At 66.4% G+C, this 17,549-nt stretch carries 17 protein-coding genes and 1 pseudogene; 5 read left to right on the top strand and 13 right to left on the bottom strand.

Annotation, left to right across the window (positions count from 1 at the left end):
* Positions 1 to 124 precede the first annotated feature (124 nt).
* From AC5P57_RS07795 to AC5P57_RS07785, 3 genes are all read left to right on the top strand, one after another.
* Positions 125 to 1,042 carry an alpha/beta fold hydrolase gene (locus tag AC5P57_RS07795; RefSeq protein WP_099555270.1) on the top strand — a complete coding sequence of 306 codons (918 nt, stop codon included), beginning with the start codon at positions 125 to 127 and terminating at the stop codon, positions 1,040 to 1,042.
* Positions 1,039 to 3,516 (top strand): acyl-CoA dehydrogenase, encoded by a 2,478-nt coding sequence (locus tag AC5P57_RS07790; RefSeq protein WP_099555268.1) that lies wholly within the window; start codon positions 1,039 to 1,041, stop codon positions 3,514 to 3,516. The genes AC5P57_RS07795 and AC5P57_RS07790 overlap by 4 nt, the downstream gene beginning before the upstream one ends.
* A 76-nt stretch (positions 3,517 to 3,592) precedes the next feature.
* Positions 3,593 to 4,060 carry a hotdog fold domain-containing protein gene (locus tag AC5P57_RS07785; protein ID WP_099555266.1) on the top strand — a complete coding sequence of 156 codons (468 nt, stop codon included), beginning with the start codon at positions 3,593 to 3,595 and terminating at the stop codon, positions 4,058 to 4,060.
* A 513-nt stretch (positions 4,061 to 4,573) separates the two neighbouring features.
* Here AC5P57_RS07785 and AC5P57_RS07780 read toward each other — a convergent pair.
* Positions 4,574 to 4,924 (bottom strand): DUF1304 domain-containing protein, encoded by a 351-nt coding sequence (locus AC5P57_RS07780; protein WP_262234689.1) that lies wholly within the window; start codon positions 4,922 to 4,924, stop codon positions 4,574 to 4,576.
* Between the two features lie 30 nt (positions 4,925 to 4,954).
* A complete protein-coding gene (locus AC5P57_RS07775; RefSeq protein WP_099552055.1) occupies positions 4,955 to 6,283 on the bottom strand; it encodes an NTP/NDP exchange transporter in 1,329 nt (442 codons plus the stop codon).
* A gap of 286 nt (positions 6,284 to 6,569) precedes the next feature.
* Between AC5P57_RS07775 and AC5P57_RS07770 the strand changes: the two genes are divergently transcribed.
* The gene (locus tag AC5P57_RS07770) at positions 6,570 to 7,970 is read left to right on the top strand and encodes a serine hydrolase domain-containing protein (RefSeq protein WP_099552054.1); all 1,401 of its coding nucleotides are present in this window, start codon (positions 6,570 to 6,572) and stop codon (positions 7,968 to 7,970) included.
* A 135-nt stretch (positions 7,971 to 8,105) separates the two neighbouring features.
* On the opposite strand, the pseudogene AC5P57_RS07765 reads toward AC5P57_RS07770, so the two are convergent.
* Positions 8,106 to 8,863: pseudogene (locus tag AC5P57_RS07765) on the bottom strand (SDR family NAD(P)-dependent oxidoreductase).
* Between the two features lie 114 nt (positions 8,864 to 8,977).
* Here AC5P57_RS07765 and AC5P57_RS07760 point away from each other — a divergent pair.
* Positions 8,978 to 9,871 (top strand): LysR substrate-binding domain-containing protein, encoded by an 894-nt coding sequence (locus AC5P57_RS07760; protein WP_495219523.1) that lies wholly within the window; start codon positions 8,978 to 8,980, stop codon positions 9,869 to 9,871.
* 120 nt (positions 9,872 to 9,991) lie between these two features.
* Here the strand turns inward: AC5P57_RS07760 and AC5P57_RS07755 are convergent, their stop codons facing one another.
* The 10 genes from AC5P57_RS07755 to nudE all read right to left on the bottom strand — a co-directional run bounded on the left by AC5P57_RS07755 (position 9,992) and on the right by nudE (position 17,485).
* Positions 9,992 to 10,510 (bottom strand): hypothetical protein, encoded by a 519-nt coding sequence (locus AC5P57_RS07755; protein ID WP_032130057.1) that lies wholly within the window; start codon positions 10,508 to 10,510, stop codon positions 9,992 to 9,994.
* Positions 10,511 to 11,284: 774 nt separating this feature from the next.
* The gene (gene gcvH / locus AC5P57_RS07750; RefSeq protein ID WP_010482723.1) at positions 11,285 to 11,680 is read right to left on the bottom strand and encodes a glycine cleavage system protein GcvH; all 396 of its coding nucleotides are present in this window, start codon (positions 11,678 to 11,680) and stop codon (positions 11,285 to 11,287) included.
* Between the two features lie 93 nt (positions 11,681 to 11,773).
* Positions 11,774 to 12,886: a glycine cleavage system aminomethyltransferase GcvT gene (gene gcvT / locus AC5P57_RS07745; RefSeq protein WP_099552050.1), complete on the bottom strand. Its 1,113-nt coding sequence runs from the start codon at positions 12,884 to 12,886 to the stop codon at positions 11,774 to 11,776.
* A 144-nt stretch (positions 12,887 to 13,030) separates the two neighbouring features.
* On the bottom strand, positions 13,031 to 13,474 hold the full coding sequence (locus AC5P57_RS07740; RefSeq protein ID WP_142806572.1) for an NfeD family protein: 444 nt from the start codon (positions 13,472 to 13,474) through the stop codon (positions 13,031 to 13,033).
* 1 nt (position 13,475) lies between these two features.
* Positions 13,476 to 14,435: an SPFH domain-containing protein gene (locus tag AC5P57_RS07735; RefSeq protein ID WP_099552048.1), complete on the bottom strand. Its 960-nt coding sequence runs from the start codon at positions 14,433 to 14,435 to the stop codon at positions 13,476 to 13,478.
* A 66-nt stretch (positions 14,436 to 14,501) separates the two neighbouring features.
* Positions 14,502 to 14,804, bottom strand: a complete 303-nt coding sequence (locus AC5P57_RS07730; RefSeq protein ID WP_049431766.1) for an Mpo1-like protein — start codon at positions 14,802 to 14,804, stop codon at positions 14,502 to 14,504.
* Between the two features lie 138 nt (positions 14,805 to 14,942).
* Entirely contained in the window at positions 14,943 to 15,272 is a 330-nt protein-coding gene (locus AC5P57_RS07725; RefSeq protein ID WP_099552047.1) for a YnfA family protein, read from the bottom strand.
* A complete protein-coding gene (gene mazG / locus AC5P57_RS07720; protein WP_262234688.1) occupies positions 15,269 to 16,108 on the bottom strand; it encodes a nucleoside triphosphate pyrophosphohydrolase in 840 nt (279 codons plus the stop codon). Before mazG ends, AC5P57_RS07725 begins: the two co-directional genes overlap by 4 nt.
* 13 nt (positions 16,109 to 16,121) lie before the next feature.
* Positions 16,122 to 16,925: a 3'(2'),5'-bisphosphate nucleotidase CysQ gene (gene cysQ / locus AC5P57_RS07715; RefSeq protein ID WP_099552045.1), complete on the bottom strand. Its 804-nt coding sequence runs from the start codon at positions 16,923 to 16,925 to the stop codon at positions 16,122 to 16,124.
* A complete protein-coding gene (gene nudE, locus AC5P57_RS07710; protein WP_099552044.1) occupies positions 16,922 to 17,485 on the bottom strand; it encodes an ADP compounds hydrolase NudE in 564 nt (187 codons plus the stop codon). Before nudE ends, cysQ begins: the two co-directional genes overlap by 4 nt.
* Positions 17,486 to 17,549: the final 64 nt, after the last annotated feature.

Below are 17,549 nucleotides of genomic sequence, written 5' to 3'. Positions count from 1 at the left end.
CGCCGGGGTTCGTTGCAGTACGCGGTTGCGGCCGAAACCGTCGCGGCGCCCGCCAGGGCGCCTGCCGCAGCGCACCATACCGTGCAGTATTGACTTCCCTCACAAGCGATCCATACTAGCAAGTATGGTTACGTCCCCTACTCCCGCTGCGTTCCATGATCTTCGCCTGGAGGCCGCCCATGGCGCGCGCCTGGCCGCGACTGCCAGCGACCATGGCCGCCGTGGCCGGGTGTTGTTCGCGCATGGCTTCGGCCAGACCCGGCATGCCTGGAACGCCACCGCACGGGCCCTGTCTGCGGCGGGACTGCAGACGCTGGCCTACGACGCTCGTGGCCATGGCGATTCGGACTGGAATGCCGCCGAACTGCCCTATCACGGCGAACAGTTCGCTGATGACCTCATCGTGCTGGCCGGGGAACAGCCGCGCCCGCCGGTGCTGGTCGCAGCCTCGATGGGCGGCCTGTTCGGCCTGCTGGCCGAATCGCGCTGGCCGGGCCTGTTCTCGGCGATGGTGCTGGTGGACATCACCCCGCGCTGGGATACCGCCGGTGTTGAACGCATCCTCGCCTTCATGACCGCCCATCCCGATGGCTTCGGCTCGCTTACCCAGGCCGCCGATGTGATCTCGGCCTACATGCCGCACCGTCCGCGCAAATCCGAGCAGTCGCTGCGCGCACTGCTGCGCGAGGACGGCCACGGGCGCTGGCGCTGGCACTGGGACCCGCGCCTGGTGGCCGAACTGGCCCGCGACAGCGAACAGCACCAGGACGCACTGGCCGAGGCCGCACGCCAGGTGAAGTGCCCGCTGCTGCTGGTCAGCGGCGGCCGCAGCGACCTGGTCACGCCACAGACCGTGGCCGAATTCCTGGCGTTGGCGCCGCACGCGCGCCATGTGCAGCTGCCGCAGGCCACGCACATGGTCGCCGGCGATGACAACGACGCCTTTACCGCTACTGTGTTGGACTATCTGGACGTGTTGCCCGCAGCGGATGCTGCGGCTTCGTCCGCCACAAACGAGCACGTCACCGGAGCACGCTCATGAGCATCGTTCTTCCCTTCCTCGCCCTGCTGCTGGCAGGCGCGTTCGTCGCCTACCACCGCATGCGGCTGGTTACCTGGACGCTGATCAGCGTGGCCCTGCTGGTCGCCTGCTGGTTCATCCCCTATGTCAACCAGACCGCCACGATCGTGGCTGCCGCCGTGTTGGCCGTCATCACCGTGCCGCTGCTGCTGCCGTTCATCCGCAAGCCGCTGCTGACCGGCCCGATGATGAAGGTGTTCCGCAAGGTGCTGCCGCCGCTGTCGCAGACCGAGCGCATCGCGCTGGAAACCGGCTCGGTCGGCTTCGAGGGCGAACTGTTCACCGGTGATCCGGACTGGAACATCCTGCTCAACTACCCCAAGCCGCAGCTGACCGCCGAAGAACAGGCCTTCCTCGATGGCCCGGTGGAAGAGCTGTGCACGATGGTCAACGACTGGGAAATCACCCACGTCCATGCCGACCTGCCGCCGGAACTGTGGGCCTTCATCAAGAAGAACAAGTTCTTCGGCATGATCATTCCGAAGGAATACGGCGGCCTGGGCTTCTCCGCGCTGGCCCACCACAAGGTGATCCAGAAGCTGGCGTCGGTGTCCTCGGTGGTCAGCTCCACCGTCGGCGTGCCGAATTCGTTGGGCCCGGGTGAACTGCTGGTGCATTACGGCACCCAGGAACAGAAGGACCAGTACCTGCCGCGCCTGGCCGATGGCCGCGAAGTGCCCTGCTTCGGCCTGACCGGTCCGTTCGCCGGCTCCGACGCCACCTCGATCCCGGACTACGGCATCGTCTGCAAGGGCGAGTGGAACGGCGAGCAGGTGCTCGGCGTCAAGCTGACCTTCGACAAGCGCTACATCACCCTGGCCCCGGTCGCTTCGCTGATCGGCCTGGCGTTCCGCATGTACGACCCGGATGGCCTGATCGGCGATACCCGCGACATCGGCATCACCCTGGGCCTGCTGCCGCGTGACACCGCCGGCGTTGAAATCGGCCGTCGCCACTTCCCGCTGAACTCGACGTTCCAGAACGGCCCGATCCGCGGCAAGGACGTGTTCATTCCGCTGACCCAGCTGATCGGTGGCGCAGCCATGGCCGGCAAGGGCTGGAACATGCTCAACGAGTGCCTGGCCGTGGGTCGCTCGATCACCCTGCCCTCCACCGCCAGCGGCGGCGCCAAGGCCGGTGCTGCCGTGACCGGCGCCTATGCACGCATCCGCAAGCAGTTCGGCCTGTCGGTCGGCCGCTTCGAGGGCGTGGAAGAAGCGCTGGCCCGCATCGGCGGCAAGGCCTACAAGATCAGCGCGCTGTCGCAGGCCACCGCGGCTGCGGTTGACCGTGGTGACGTGCCGTCGGTGCCGTCGGCGATTGCCAAGTACCACTGCACCAACATGAGCCGTGAAGTGATCTCGGACATGATGGACGTGATCGGCGGCAAGGGCATCATCCTGGGGCCGCGCAACTTCGCCGGCCGCAGCTGGCAGGCCGCGCCGATCGCGATCACCGTGGAAGGCGCCAACATCATGACCCGCAGCCTGCTGATCTTCGGCCAGGGTGCGATCCTCTGCCACCCGTGGGTGCTGAAGGAAATGAAGGCGGCACAGGATCCGGATACCCGTGCCGGCCTGCAGGAGTTCGACCGCAGCCTGTTCGGCCACATCCGTTTCGGCCTCTCCAATGCCGTGCGTTCGTTCTGGTTCGGCCTGACCGGCGCGCGCTTCGGTGCCGCACCGGGCGACGCCTACACCCGCCGTTACTTCCGCAAGCTGGACCGTTATTCGGCCAACCTGGCGCTGATGGCCGACATCTCGATGATGACCCTCGGCGGCAAGCTGAAGTTCAAGGAGTCGCTGTCCGGCCGCCTGGGCGACGTGCTGAGCCATGTCTACATGACCAGCGCCATGCTCAAGCGCTACCACGACGAAGGCGCACCGCAGGCCGACCAGCCGCTGCTGGCCTGGGCCTTCCATGACAGCGTGCACAAGATCGAGGAATCGCTGTCGGCCGCGCTGCGCAACTTCCCGATCCGTCCGATCGGCTGGCTGATGTGGGCACTGATCTTCCCGCTCGGCCGTCGTGCCGAGGCCCCGGGTGATCGCCTGAGCCGTCGCGTCGCCGCCCTGCTGATGGCGCCGAACGAAGCGCGCGACCGCCTGGCCAGTGGCGTGTTCCTGACCCCGTGCGAGAACAACCCGGGTGGCCGCATCAACAGCTACCTGAGCAAGGCGATCATGGCCGAGCCGGTGGAGCGCAAGTTCCTGAAGGCGCTGAAGAGCAAGGGCATCGAGGCGCTGGACTTCAAGGCGCAGCTGGACGAGGCCGTAGCCGAGGGCGTGATCACCCAGGACGAGCGCAGCCTGCTGGAAGAACTGCGCACGCTGACCCTGGACACGATCACCGTGGACGACTTCGACACCCACGAACTGCGCGCGGCCAGCTACTACGACCGCCAGCACAAGGACCCGCATTCGCAGGCGGCCTGATCGCCCGCGACACGCGTTGCCTTCGACGGCGGGCCTTGGCCCGCCGTCTTTCTATCCGACGACCGGAACACCGACCATGTCCACGCCCCTGCTCTCGCTCTACCACCGGCTGCAACGCTGGCCTGCCGGCACCTGGCTGTTCTCACGCGCGGTGTGCTTCAAGGCGCCCTACTTCGCCAGCATCGCACCGCGCATCACCCGCCTGGAACACGGTCGCTGCGAAGGCACGCTGGCCGACCGCCGCAGGGTGCGCAACCACATCGGCACGGTGCACGCGATCGCGATGTGCAACCTGGCCGAACTCACCGCCGGGCTGATGGTCGACGCCTCGCTGCCGAAGGGCATGCGCTGGATTCCGAAGGGCATGCAGGTGCAGTACCTGGCCAAGGCGCGCGGCACGCTGCAGGCAGTGGCGCTGCCGGCGCAGCCGATCGTGGCGGCGGAGCGTGGCTATGCGCTGCCGGTGACGGTGAGCGTGCGCGACCACGCGGGGACGGAGGTGTTCAGCGCGGTCATCGACATGTGGATGTCGCCGGCGAAGTAGCGTTCCCGCGAACGGCGCAGCCCCTCGTGGGTGGACGGTTGATCGCGGAAAGCCTTGGTTTGGCTGGGGGCGGTGAGTTCGCGGGGGACGCCGTGAACCCGTCCCTGGGGGCTTGGCCGCGGCATCCATGCCGCGGACACCCCCGCGAACTCACCACCCCCAGCCTCTGACAGATTTCTGCGGCGTCCACCCACGCAAGAAAAAAAGGAAGAGCAGAAGCAAAAGCAAAAGCAAAAGCGGCCCACTGGCCGCTTTTTTCATGCACGCAGAATCCACGAGCGCAGCGACCCGCTGTTGCTCTTGATCTTCTTTTTCTTCTCCGTGGGCTGGCCGCGCACGGAAACTGTCAGGGGCCGGGCGGGTTGGGTTCGCGGGGGTGTCCGCGGCATGGATGCCGCGGCCAAGCCTACACGGACGTACTTGCGGCGTCCCCCGCGAACCCAACCCGCCCGGCCAACCCCATGACAAGCATTTCGCGACCACCCCACGAGGGGCTGCGCCGTTGGCTGGAAATCACGCCAGCGCGCGAAGAACCAGCGCCAGGATCGCCGGCACCGCCTGGATCATGAAAATGCGCCGGCTCACGCTGTACGCACCGTAACACCCCGCCACCACCACGCAGGCCAGCGAGAACGTCAGCAGCACCGGCTGGTCGATCACCAGCCCCACCCCGATGCCCGCCGCCAGGAAGCCGTTGTACAGGCCCTGGTTCGCCGCCAGCACGCGCGTGGTCTCCGCCTTCTCCGGCGTGTTGCGGAAGGTCTTCAGGCCCAGCGGGCGGGTCCACAGGAACATCTCCAGCACCAGGAAGTACAGGTGCAGCACCGCGACCAGCACGGTCAGCAGCAGCGCGATCAGCGACATCGTTTCTCTCCTCGAAATGACTGGGTGGGATCAGCGGTCGCGCGGCAGTTTCTTTTCTTCGCGCAGCACGCCGAACGCGGCGGCGGTCATGCACGCGGCCACCAGCATGCCGCCGATGAACACCACATGCGAGCCGAACAGGGACAGGCCCTTGTGCACCCACGCAAAGCTCAGGTCCGCGCCGCGGTAGACCACCGTATCGATGGCCGCGCCGGCCTTGTAGCGCCACTGCCGGTCCACGCGGGTGTAGATGGTTTCGCGGGCCGGCTTGGCCAGTGCGAACTCGCTGGCGCGGGTCATCACCTGCACCACCGCCACCATCAACGGCATGGGTGAAGCGGCAAGCACCGAGAAGCCGATCAGAATCGCAAATCCAGGGATCAACAGGGCCGGCGCGATGCCATGCCGCGACAGCAGCCAGCGGGTCAGGCCCAGCTGCATCAGCAGCGCCAGTGCATTCACTGCCAGGTCGATACGCGAGAAGAAGGCCGTGGCAGCGCCTGCATCGTTGAACGCCGCACGCACGATGCTGGCCTGCTGGTTGTACAGCAGGGTGCCCACGCCCACACCGAACACCACCATGATCGCCAGCCAGCGCAGCAACGGCTCACGCACGATCAGTTTCAGGCCGTCCAGCACGCTGCCGCCCATCGGCTTTTCACCGTCGACCAGTTGCTGTTCGCGCTCGCGCAGCACCGCCCAGTGCCGCAGGCGCCAGATGCTCAACAGGCAGATGGCGAGAAAACCTGCCGAGACCAGCATCAGGTTGGCGATGCCCACGCGCTGCACCAGCGCACTGGTGATGATCGGGCCGAGGAAGGCACCGATGGTGCCAGCCGCGCCGATGTAGCCGTAGAAAGCACGGGCCTGTGCGTTGGAAAACACATCGGCCATGAAGCTCCAGAACACCGCCACCGCGAACAGGTTGAAGACGGTGATCCAGAAAAAGAACGCCATGCCGCGGCCTGGCACACCGCTATCGAACAGTACGTAGAAGCCCAGCAGGGTGACGATGAAGAAGCCATACACCGCCGGCAGGAACACCCGTCGCGGGAAGCGGCTGACCAGCCAGCCATAGACCGGCTGCAGCACCAGCATGATCACGAACACGCAGGAGAACAGGAACTGCAGCACGAAGTCCTTCAGCGCGATGCCGTGGCTGGCGAACCAGGCGATCAGCATCGGCGGAAACACGGTCTCCAGATCGGCCGAGGCAGCCATCGCCTCACGCACCGGGCGCAGCACGTAGTAGCCGCTGAGCAGGCAGAAGAAGTACAGGAACGACCACCACAGCGCCGGCGACTCACGCAGCGCCGCCGTCAGCCCACGCAACGGCCCCTTGCCCTTCACCGCGCTCACGCGGCGTCCCTCGCCAGAAGACGGCGGTTGGACAGCGGCATGGCAGGCTCCGGGGGCGGTGAAGCGCGTACGTTAGCCAATGCACTGCAACATCGCCAGCAGCAGCCACTCAGAAGGCTGCAACGCAGTGTCACGGCCCCACCCGTACGACACGTTCCGATACATGCTTTCGGGGCGTCAAAATTCCAACTTTTTCAACGAGATGCGCATTCATCTTCGCTTTGTTTGTGCACAAGGGAAAAGCGGCGCTAGAATCGCCATCAGCAGTCGCGCACGGGTCTCCACGATGAAAAAGAACAGCCTGCGTCGTCCGATCCGTTCGGCGGCCACCGGTTTGCTGGGCATGTTGATGCCCGTTGCCTTGTCCACCACCGCGCAGACCCCGCCGCCATTGCCGCCGATGCCGGCCAACATCGAGTCCACTGCGGCCTCCGCCGTCGCCCACACCCAGCCGGCGGCCTACCGCACCGGCCTGGTGCCGCAGGTGCAGGCGCCCGCCGCAGGCTTCAACGTCGCCAACATCGAATCGATGGCGCAGCAGCTCACCTATGGCGAGCGCGTGCCAGGCATGGCCGTGGCCATCGTGCAGGGCGGCCGCATCCTCAGCGCGCGTGGCTATGGCGTCACTGACGTCAACAATCCGCTGCCCGTCGATGCGCACACCGTGTTCCGCCTGGCATCGCTGTCCAAGGCCTTCGCCGGCACCATGGCCGGCCTGCTGGTCAACGATGGCACGCTGCGCTGGGACAGCAAGGTCACCGATTACGTGCCGGGCTTCCGCCTCAACTCGCCCGAAGCCACCGACCGCCTGACCGTGGCCGATGTGCTCAGCCACCGCGTCGGCCTGCCGTACAACGCCTACGACCGCGATATCGAAGGCAACGCCGAGTACTACTCGTTGACCCAGAAGCTGGCCAACACCAGCCTGAAGTGCCTGCCGGGCGACTGCTACGCTTACCAGAACGTGGCCTTCAGCCTGATCGGCGACGTTGTCTACGCCGCTTCCGGCAGCTTCTACGAGCAGTCGGTCGAGCGCCGCATCTTCAAGCCGCTGGGCATGAACGATGCCAGCCTGGGCCTGGCCGGCATCCAGGCCAGCTCGCGCTGGGCGCGTCCGCACGTGCGCAGCCGCAATGGCTGGGTGTCGCTGACGCCGAAGCCGACCTACTACCGCGTCGCCCCGGCTGCCGGCGTCAATGCCAGCGCCAGCGACATGGCGCAGTGGCTGCTCGCCCACACCGGGCACCGCCCTGACGTGCTGCCGGCGCCGCTGCTGGCCACCCTGCACTCCAGTCTGATCAACACCCCCGGTGAGATGCGTTCGGGCTGGCGCCGCGAGCGCCTGCATTCGGCCGGCTACGCACTGGGCTGGCGCACCTTCGACTATGCCGGCCACGACGTGGTGTTCCATGCCGGCGCCGTGCAGGGCTACCGCGGCCTGGTGGCATTGGTGCCGGAACGCGATCTCGGCATCGCCATCATGTGGAATGGCGAAAGCGGCCTGCCCAGCGGCCTGCTGCCGACCGTGCTCGATTCCGCGCTCGGCCTGCCGGCACAGCGCTGGCTGGATGTGGACACCGACTTCGGCAGCGACAACCTGATGGCCGAAGGCGCAAGCCCGGCGCAGCAGGACAAGCGCAAGGGCAAGGGTGCCTCGAGCAACCGCGCGGTGGCGTCGCCGCGCTGATCAGGCGGGCTCGACCGTAAGCATGAAGGGCGGCCCATGGGTCGCCCTTTCTGTTGTTTTCGCAGGGCTGAGCCATGCTCGACTCCGCCGGACCTGTGGAGCCGAGCATGGGCTCGGCTCTACAGCGCCGCAGCGCTAGTGCGCGAAGTAGTGCATGCCGCCATCCACCGGAATCACCGCACCGGTGATATAGCCGGCCAGCGGCGAAGCCAGGAAGGCCACCAGCGGCGCCACCTCCTCCGGCTCGCCGAAGCGCCCGAGCGGAATGTTGCGCGCAATGAATTCGCGTCGGCTTTCCTCGGTGGGATGCAGGCGGTCGAGGATCTGCGGGCTGTTGATCCGTCCAGGCGCGATTGCATTCACCGTGATGCCCTGCCCGGCCACTTCGGAGGCCAGCCCCTTGCCCCACAGATGCAGCGCGGCCTTTGCCGCCGTGGCCGCGTTCACCGCGCGCGGCTCCATCGAACCGCTGAAGTTGATCACCCGCCCCATCCCTGCGCCTGCATCGCCGGCAGCAGTGCCTGGGTCAGCCGTCGTGCGGCAGAGAAGTTCAGGGCCAATGCCTCCTCCCAGATCGTATCGGCTGCATCAACGGTCGTTGGCCGCGAGCCGCCAGCCGCATTGACCAGGATGTCCACCCGCTGCAACGCCGCCAATGCGGCGTCGGCGATGCGGCGCACGTCCCCAGCGTCGGTGACATCGCCCAGCAGGATGATCGGCGCGGGTGCGCCCGCCGTTTCGATCTCCGCCGCCAGCGCCTGCAGCGGTGCCTGCCGCCGTGACGAGATGGCGACACGCACGCCCTGCGCGGCCAGTTGCCTGGCGACAGCGGCACCGATGCCACTGCCCGCCCCGGTGACCAGCGCGGTGCGTCCCTCAAGGTTCAAATCCATGGTGTTCTCCTGTCAGCGCGGCCGGTGGATCCGGCCCGTGCGGTGCATGCTGTTTGATCACCCCTGATTGATAAACTCCGCACAGGTTTCAGCATTCAACACCCGGAGTGTCAGATGAACCTGCTGGAAAGCATGCAGGTCTACGTGCTGATCGTGGACAAGGGCAGCCTCAGCGCTGCGGCGGCAGCACTGGACATCTCCGCGACGATGGCCGGCAAGCACCTGCGTGCATTGGAGGCGCGGCTCGGCATGCAGTTGCTCAGTCGTACCACCCGGCGCCAGCACATGACGCCGTTCGGCGAGGACTACTACGCCCGCTGCCGGGAGATCCTGCGGCTGGTGGAGGAAACCGATGCGCAGGCCCAGCACCAGCACCTGGCACCGGCAGGCACGCTGCGCATCAGCGCGCCGGTGATCTTCGGCACGCATGCACTGCTGCCGGCGTTGCCCGATTACATGGCGCACTATCCCGACGTGCGTGTCGACGCGGTGCTGACCGACCGCGTCGTCAATCTCGCCGAGGAAGGTTTCGAAGCCGCCCTGCGAATCGGTACGCTGGCTGACAGCAGCGCGCTGGTCGCGCGTGCGCTGACACCCTATCGATTGATGATGTGCGCCTCGCCCGGATACCTCGCCCGGCACGGTACGCCTTCGGACCTGCAGGCACTTTCCCGGCACCAATGCCTGTCCTTCGAACCCAGCGCACTGGCGCAGTGGCTGCAGGCCGATGCTGGCGGGCTCGACCATGTGCCCACAGGCCGCCTGCAGATCAACAACGGCGAAGCGCTGCGTACGGCGGCGCTGCATGGGCTGGGCATCGTGCTGCAATCGGCACTGCTGCTGGCTGCCGACGTCAACGCCGGGCGCCTGGTGCAGCTGTTCCCGGAGCATGGCCAGACCGGCCGGCCGATGCACGTGGTCTATGCCCACGACCGCTACCACTCGACCCGCCTGCGCAGCTTCATCGATTTCCTGGTGGAGCGCTTTCCACCGACGCCGCACCGCTAGCGTCAACTATCAGAAAGACAGTCGAGCATGGCTTGACGCTGCAAATGGCCCCATAAAAAAACCCCCTCCCCGCTGGGCAGCCAGGGAAGGGGGTTTCAGGATGCGGCTATCGGGAAGTACTTAGATCAGCGGCGCCGGGGTTGCCGGCAGAGCGACCGGAGCGGCCTTCTTCTTGCGGGCGGCCGGCTTGCGCTTGGCAACCTTCTTCGCTGCCTTCTTCGGGGCAGCCTTCTTGGTGGCCTTCTTCGCGGTCTTCTTTACTGCCTTCTTGGCGGTCTTCTTGACGGCCTTCTTGGCAGTCGCCTTCTTCGCGACCTTCTTGGCAGGCTTGCGGGCCGTTGCCTTCTTGGCAGTCTTCTTGGTGGCCTTCTTGGCTACCTTCTTGACGGCCTTCTTCGCGGTCTTCTTGACGGCCTTCTTGGCAGTGGACTTCTTGGCTACCTTCTTTGCCGCCTTCTTCACTGCCTTCTTCGCAGTGGTCTTCTTGGCGACCTTCTTCGCAGCCTTCTTCACTGCCTTCTTGGCGGTCGCCTTCTTCGCGACCTTCTTCACTGCCTTCTTGGCAGCGGCCTTCTTCGCGACCTTCTTCACCGCTTTCTTGGCGGCGGGCTTCTTCTTCGCAGCTTTCTTGGTTGCCATGGGATGGCTCCTCGTCAGTGATAGGGAGTTGAAACGCCCAGGTGGATCAAACCCGCGGATGCTGCGTGCGGGGACCGCCGGCGCGTCAGGCGCGCCGTTACGGATACGGCAATGCCCGCCTCGATCGGCGGAGCGGGCATCGGAACGGGAGGTGCCTTGCATTTCTCCGGGGGAAGCGGGGCCATGTCCACCGTCATCAGGGTCGCGGTGGTCTTGAAGGGGCTGCTTCGCATCGGACGATTGATTCTGCGCACTCGGTTGGGCAGGCAAGGTCTGCTGAGGCGAAACCTAATCACGGTTTTTTTTACTGTCAACAACCCCCGCGAAAAATTTTCACATCCGCGCCATCCACGGTGTTGTCTGCACGGTCGCCACGCTCCGCCTTCGACGACCACCAAAGCACCACGCACGCACGTTGCCTGCAACGACAACAACGCACGCCTTGAACAAAAAGCACTTGAAATAAGCACTCTGCGCAGATGCATGCATATTGGCGGCCACTGCATGCACGCATCGCCTGCAGCGGCCGCCGCCCGCACCAACGCCAGCACAACGGCACCGCAACGGGGGGCAAAAAGTTTTCACATCCGGACGCGCCGGCGCGGGGTGGAAACGCGGATTTGCGCAAAACTGCGCACACCCCTCGGTACCGTTCGCGGGTCTGCTGATGCCGCGTCGAGGGCGCGCAGCAAACCCTGCGTCATGAGCCGACGTGCTCGCCAAAACAAAAACGGCCACCCGAAGGTGGCCGTTCCAGAACCCGGAAACGACGACTCAGTGGTCGTCGTTTTCCAGGGCTTCGGCATACGCATCCGGGTCCAGCAGTTCGTTGAGCTCTTCGGCGTTGGTCAGTTCGACCACGAACATCCAGCCTTCGCCGTAGGCATCTTCATTGATGGTTTCCGGCTTGTCGGACAGGGCCGAGTTGACCTCGACAACCTTGCCGCTGATCGGGCTGTAGACGTCCGAGGCGGCCTTCACCGACTCGACGACGGCGATCTGTTCGCCGGCCTTGGCGTCGGCGCCGACTTCCGGCAGTTCGACGTAGACCAGGTCACCCAGCAGGCCCTGGGCGTGGTCGGAAATACCGACGGTGACACGGCCATTGCCTTCGACACGGGCCCACTCGTGGGACTTGAGGAACTTGAGGTCGCCGGGGATCTCGCTCATGGGACTGCTCCAGAGATATGCAGGGGTGGAAAAAACGGGGCTAGTGTAACCAACCGGCCGCCACTGCTGTCAGTGACGACCGGCATGTTCGGATCAGGCGTCGGCGAGCACGCCGGGCTGGGCCTGGCCTTCGCGCACGAACGGGAACTTGACCACGCGCACCGGCACTTGCCGGCCGCGGATGTCGACGGTGACCTCGCCGAGTTCACCGGCCGGTACGCGGGCGAAGGCGATGCCCTTGGCCAGGGTCGGCGAGAAAGTGCCGGACAGGATCTCGCCCTGGCCGCCCGCGGTGGTCACCGCCTGGCCGTGGCGCAGCACGCCCTTCTCGTCCATCACCAGGCCGATCATCTGACGCGCGGTGCCGGCAGCCTTCTGCGCTTCCAGCACGTCGCGGCCGATGAAGTCGCGGCCTTCGTCCAGCGACACGGTCCAGGCCAGCGCCGCTTCATACGGGCTGATCTCTTCGTCCATGTCCTGGCCGTACAGGTTCATGCCGGCTTCCAGGCGCAGCGTGTCACGCGCGCCGAGGCCGGCCGGCTTCACGCCTGCCGCCAACAGGCGGTTCCAGAAGGCGACCACGGCATCCTGCGGCAGCAGGATCTCGAAACCGTCTTCACCGGTGTAGCCGGTGCGGGCGACGAACAGCTCGACGCCGTCGTCGGATTGCACCTGCAAGGCGGCGAAGCGACCCAGCTTGGTCAGCGCCTCGCGCTCGGATTCGCGGGCCAGGCCGATCACGATGTCGCGCGCCTGCGGGCCCTGCACGGCGAGGATGGCAAGGTCCGGGCGCTGCTCGACGCTGACGCCGAACGGCGCGGCCTGCTCGCGCAGCCACGCCAGGTCCTTCTCGCGGGTGGAGGCGTTGACCACCATGCGGAAGAAATCGTCGCCCAGGTAGTAGACGATCAGATCGTCGATGACGCCGCCGCGCGGATTCAGCATGCACGAGTACAGCGCCTTGCCCGGCACCTTCAGCTTGTCGACCGAGTTGGCCAGCAGGCGGCGCAGGAACGGCTTGACCTGGTCACCGCGCAGGTCGACCACGGTCATGTGGCTGACGTCGAACACACCCGACTCGCGACGCACCAGGTGGTGCTCGTCCAGCTGCGAGCCGTAGTGGATGGGCATGTCCCAACCCCCGAAATCGACCATCTTGGCGCCAAGGGCGCGGTGGGTATCGTTGAGCAGCGTCTTCTGGGTCATGACCGGGTCCGGCAGCAGAGGAAACAAGAATCCCCATTATCCCAGATCGGTCGCCCGCAGGCGTGCCGCAGCGCAGCGGCGGAGTTCCAGAGCCGTGCCCAGGCTCGGCGGCTCTTCGTGTGGGAGCCGAGCGTGGGCGCGGCTCTACACGGGGCGGTCTGCCGGCTCGACCTGCAGCGTGCTGCCCTGCACCGCCACCACCCGCACCAGGCTGCCGGCCTGCAGTTCCGGCCCACTGACCTGCCAGTACGCATCATCGATGCTGACCCGGCCCTGCCCACCAACGATACCCTGCTGCAACGGCACCACCCGTCCGACCAGTTGTTCGGCGCGACGGTTGAGCAACGGTGCATCGCTGGGCCGCGCCCTTGCCTTGCCCCAGCGCCGGTAGCACTGGATCGAGACCACGCTCAGCACGACGAAGGCAACGACCTGCCACAGCAATGGAATGCCGCTGAACACGGCCACCAGCACGAACACAGCCGCCGCGCCGATGCCGATCCACAGCATGAACGCCCCGGGTGCCAACGCCTCTGCGGCAAACAGCAGCAGTGCCAGCGCGCCCCAGCCTACGACCTCCCAGCGCATGTCAACCTCCAATCGGCGGCGGCCGCTTGCCGGCGGCCTTGTTGTCCTGGCTGGCCAACGCCTGCTTGGCCAGTTCGGCCACGCCGGCAATCGAGCCGATCACGCCGCTGGCCTCCATCGGCATCAGCACCAGCTTCTGGTTTGGCGAACTGGCCAGCTCCCTGAATGCTTCCACGTACTTCTGGGCAACGAAGTAGTTGATCGCCTGCACGTCCCCCTCTGCGATCGCCGCCGACACCACCTTGGTCGCCATCGCTTCGGCTTCGGCCAGGCGCTCGCGCGCCTCGGCGTCGCGGAACGCAGCTTCGCGGCGGCCTTCGGCCTCCAGCACGGTGGCCTGCTTCTCGCCATCGGCGCGCAGGATCTCCGACTGCCTTGAACCCTCGGCTTCAAGGATCTGGGCGCGCTTCTCGCGCTCGGCCTTCATCTGCCGCGCCATCGCATCCAGCAGGTCACGCGGCGGCTGGATGTCGCGGATCTCGATGCGGTTGACCTTCACGCCCCACGGGTTGGTGGCATGGTCGACCACGCTCAGCAGCTGGGCGTTGATAACCTCGCGCTGGCTCAGCGATTCGTCCAGGTCCATCGAGCCGATCACGGTACGGATGTTGGTCTGCACCAGGGCGATCATCGCCACTTCCAGATTGGCCACCTCATAGGCCGCCTTGGCAGCATCCAGGACCTGGAAGAACACCACGCCATCCACGCGCACGGCGGCATTGTCCTTGGTGATCACTTCCTGGCTGGGTACATCCAGCACCTGCTCCATCATGTTCACCTTGCGCCCGACCCCGTACACGATCGGGATCAGGAAGTGCAGGCCGGGGGTCATGGTGTGCGTGTAGCGCCCGAAGCGCTCGACGGTCCATTCGTATCCCTGCGGCACCATCCGCACCGCCTTGAACAGGACCACCACGGCCACGAAGGCCAGTACCACGGTAAAGAACATGGTCGGGAACATCGCGCTTTCCTTATCTATGACGTCCAGGCCCCAGCATAGCGCGTGAAGGCCGCATGCACAGTGGAACTACCAGGGCACGCGCCGGCGCAGGATGTCGGCGAACATCACCCAGTCGCCCATGAACGAGTACAGCGGATGCTGGAATGTCGCCGGACGGTTCTTCTCGAAAAAGAAATGACCGACCCAGGCGAAGCCGTAACCGCAGAACAGGGCGGCCAGCACGAGGATGGCTTGCCCGCGCAGGATCGCCGCCGCAACCAGCAGCAGCACCCCGCAGCTGCCGATGAAGTGCAGGCGGCGCGACACCGGGTGGCGGTGCTCGCTGAGGTAGAACGGATAGAACTCGCGGAAGCTGGCGAAGCGGGACATGCGCGTGCTCCGGGGACCAGGGGGCGCCTCCATCATGCACCTTCCGGGAAGGGATCGCTGCCCTTGCAGAGCCGAGCCATGCCCGGCTTGCGCGCGCCAGCGCGGTCGGAAGGAAGAGCAGCCGACCATGGCTCGGCTCTACACTGATGAGGTGCGCGGCCCGAACATGATCACTGCCATGCCGGCCAGGCACAGGGCCGCGCCCAGCATGTCCCAGCGGCTGGGGCGGATGCCATCGACCAGCCACAGCCAGAACAGCGCGGTGCCGATGTAGACGCCACCGTAGGCCGCATAGACCCGGCCGCTGGCGGTCGGGTGCAGGGTCAGCAGCCAGGCGAACAGCGCCAGGCTGGCGGCCGCCGGCAGCAGCAACCAGATGCTGGCGCCCTTGCGCAGCCATAGCCACGGCAGGTAGCAGCCGACGATCTCGGCCAGCGCGGTCAGCAGGAACAGGCCGAGTGTCTTCACGCCTTTTCCGCCGCCTTGGCGTGCTGCCACAGCGCTTCCTGCGCATCCAGGTCCATCGCGGCCAGCGTTTCACCCTGCGCGTCGGCCTGCGCTTCCATCGCACGGAAACGACGTTCGAACTTGTGGTTGGCCCCGCGCAGCGCGGCACCGAGGTCGATATCGGCGTGACGGGCGAGATTGGCGCAGACGAACAGCAGATCACCCAGCTCTTCCTGCAGGCGCGCCTTGTTGCCGGCGATGTCGCCGCGCTCGAACTCTTCGCGCAGTTCCTGCAGTTCCTCGGCCGCCTTGTCCAGCACCGGCAGCGGGCCTGGCCAGTCGAAGCCGACCTTGGCCGCGCGCGACTGCAGCTTCACTGCCCGCTGCCATTCCGGCAGGCCGCGCGAGATGCCGGCCAGCGCGGAGGTGTCCTGCTCGCCCTTGGCGGCGCGCTCGGCGCGTTTGATCGCCTCCCAGTTGCGCATCACCCCATCGGCATCGTCAACGCTGACCTCGGCGAACACGTGCGGGTGGCGGCGCTGCATCTTGTCGCTGATCGCGCGGGCCACGTCTGCGAAGGCGAAGCTGCCCTGCTCTTCGGCCATGCGCGCATGGAACACCACCTGCAGCAGCAGGTCGCCCAGCTCGTCGCACAGGTCGTCGAGGTCGCCACGGTCGATCGCATCGGCCACCTCGTAGGCTTCCTCGATGGTGTATGGCGCGATGGTTGCGAAGTTCTGCTCCAGGTCCCACGGGCAGCCGCCCTGCGGGTCGCGCAGGCGCGCCATGATGGCCAGCAGGCGCTCCAGCTCATGGGTGGCGGCGCTGCCGGTGGTGCGGGTGTCGTGCGCGCTCATGCGGCCTCCAGGGTCAGTCGGACAACCAGTCGCGCCATGGCAGGCTGGTATCACCAAGGGCAATGAAATCGCCGTTCAACAGGGTTTCGCGGCGGTTGTAGCGGAACGGCTTGCCGGTCGCGGCCGACAGCACGGCGCCGCCGGCGGCATGCAGCACGCATTGGCCGGCAGCGGTATCCCATTCGGAGGTCGGGCCCAGCCGCGGATAGACATCCAGGCCGCCTTCGGCGATCCGGCAGAATTTCAGCGACGAGCCCTGTGCGATGGTCTCGATGCGGCCCATGCGCGCCAGCAGCGCCTCGGTTTCCGGCGAGCGGTGCGAACGGCTGGCGGCGACGCGCAGCGGGGCGGTGGCCGGCGTGCGGGTGCGTAGCACGGTGTCGTGCAGGCCCTGCCGGCGATAGGCCAGCTCGCCACGCATGGCGTGCCAGACGATGCCGGTGACCGGCGCCAGCACCACGCCGAACGCCGGTGCGCCCTGGTAGATCAGGGCGATGTTGACGCTGAACTCGCCATTGCGCTTGACGAACTCGCGGGTGCCGTCCAGCGGGTCGACCAGCCAGTACGCGCCCCAATGGCGCCGCTGCTCCCACCCCACCTGCGCAGATTCCTCCGACAGGATCGGCAGGTCCGGGGTCAGCTGCTGCAGGCCCTGCTCGATCACGAGGTTGGCGGCCAGGTCGGCGGCGGTAACCGGGCTGTTGTCATCCTTGATCTGCACCTCGAAGCCATCGGCATACACCTGCATGATGGCCTGTCCGGCTTCCTGGGCGATGGCGATGGCGGTCTCGCGCAGGTCCGTGGTCAGTTTGATCATCGCGTTCCCTGCAGCCACTGGCGCGCGATGAACAGCGCCGCCAGCGAGCGTCCCTCGGAGAAGTCCTCGCGCAGCATCAGCTGGTCCAGTTCGGCCAGCTTCCACGGCACCACTTCCAGTTCTTCCGGCTCGTCGCCGGCCAGCTTTTCCGGATACAGGTCGCGTGCCACCACCAGCCACGACTGATGGCTCATGTAGGTGGGGGCCAGGGTCATCGCGCGCAGCACGTCGACCTGGCGCGCGCCATAGCCGGCCTCTTCCTTCAACTCACGGTCGGCCGCCTCCTCGGGAGTCTCGCCGGCGTCGATCCGGCCCTTGACCAGGCCCAGCTCGTAACGGTGCATGCCGGCCGCGTATTCACGTACCAGCAGCACGGTCTCGTCGTCCAGCATCGGCACCACCACCACCGCACCATGGCCACGGCTGACCAGGCGTTCGAAGCGGCGGCGTTCACCGTTGGAAAACTCCAGGTCCAGGTGCTGGCGCTGGAAGGGGCCGTTCTCCTCATCGGTGATCCGATGGATGATCGGCAAGCGACGGCCGGCACGGTCATCGTTCATGCGGAATCTCCGCGGCGGCCGGCGCCAGCGCCGGGGCCGATAGAATGTGCAGGCAGCAACATGT

The organism is Stenotrophomonas sp. YJH_SMC_79 (genome assembly GCF_059367995.1).
The sequence above is the reverse complement of the archived record's forward strand: the minus strand, read 5'-3'. Positions and strand labels throughout refer to the sequence as shown.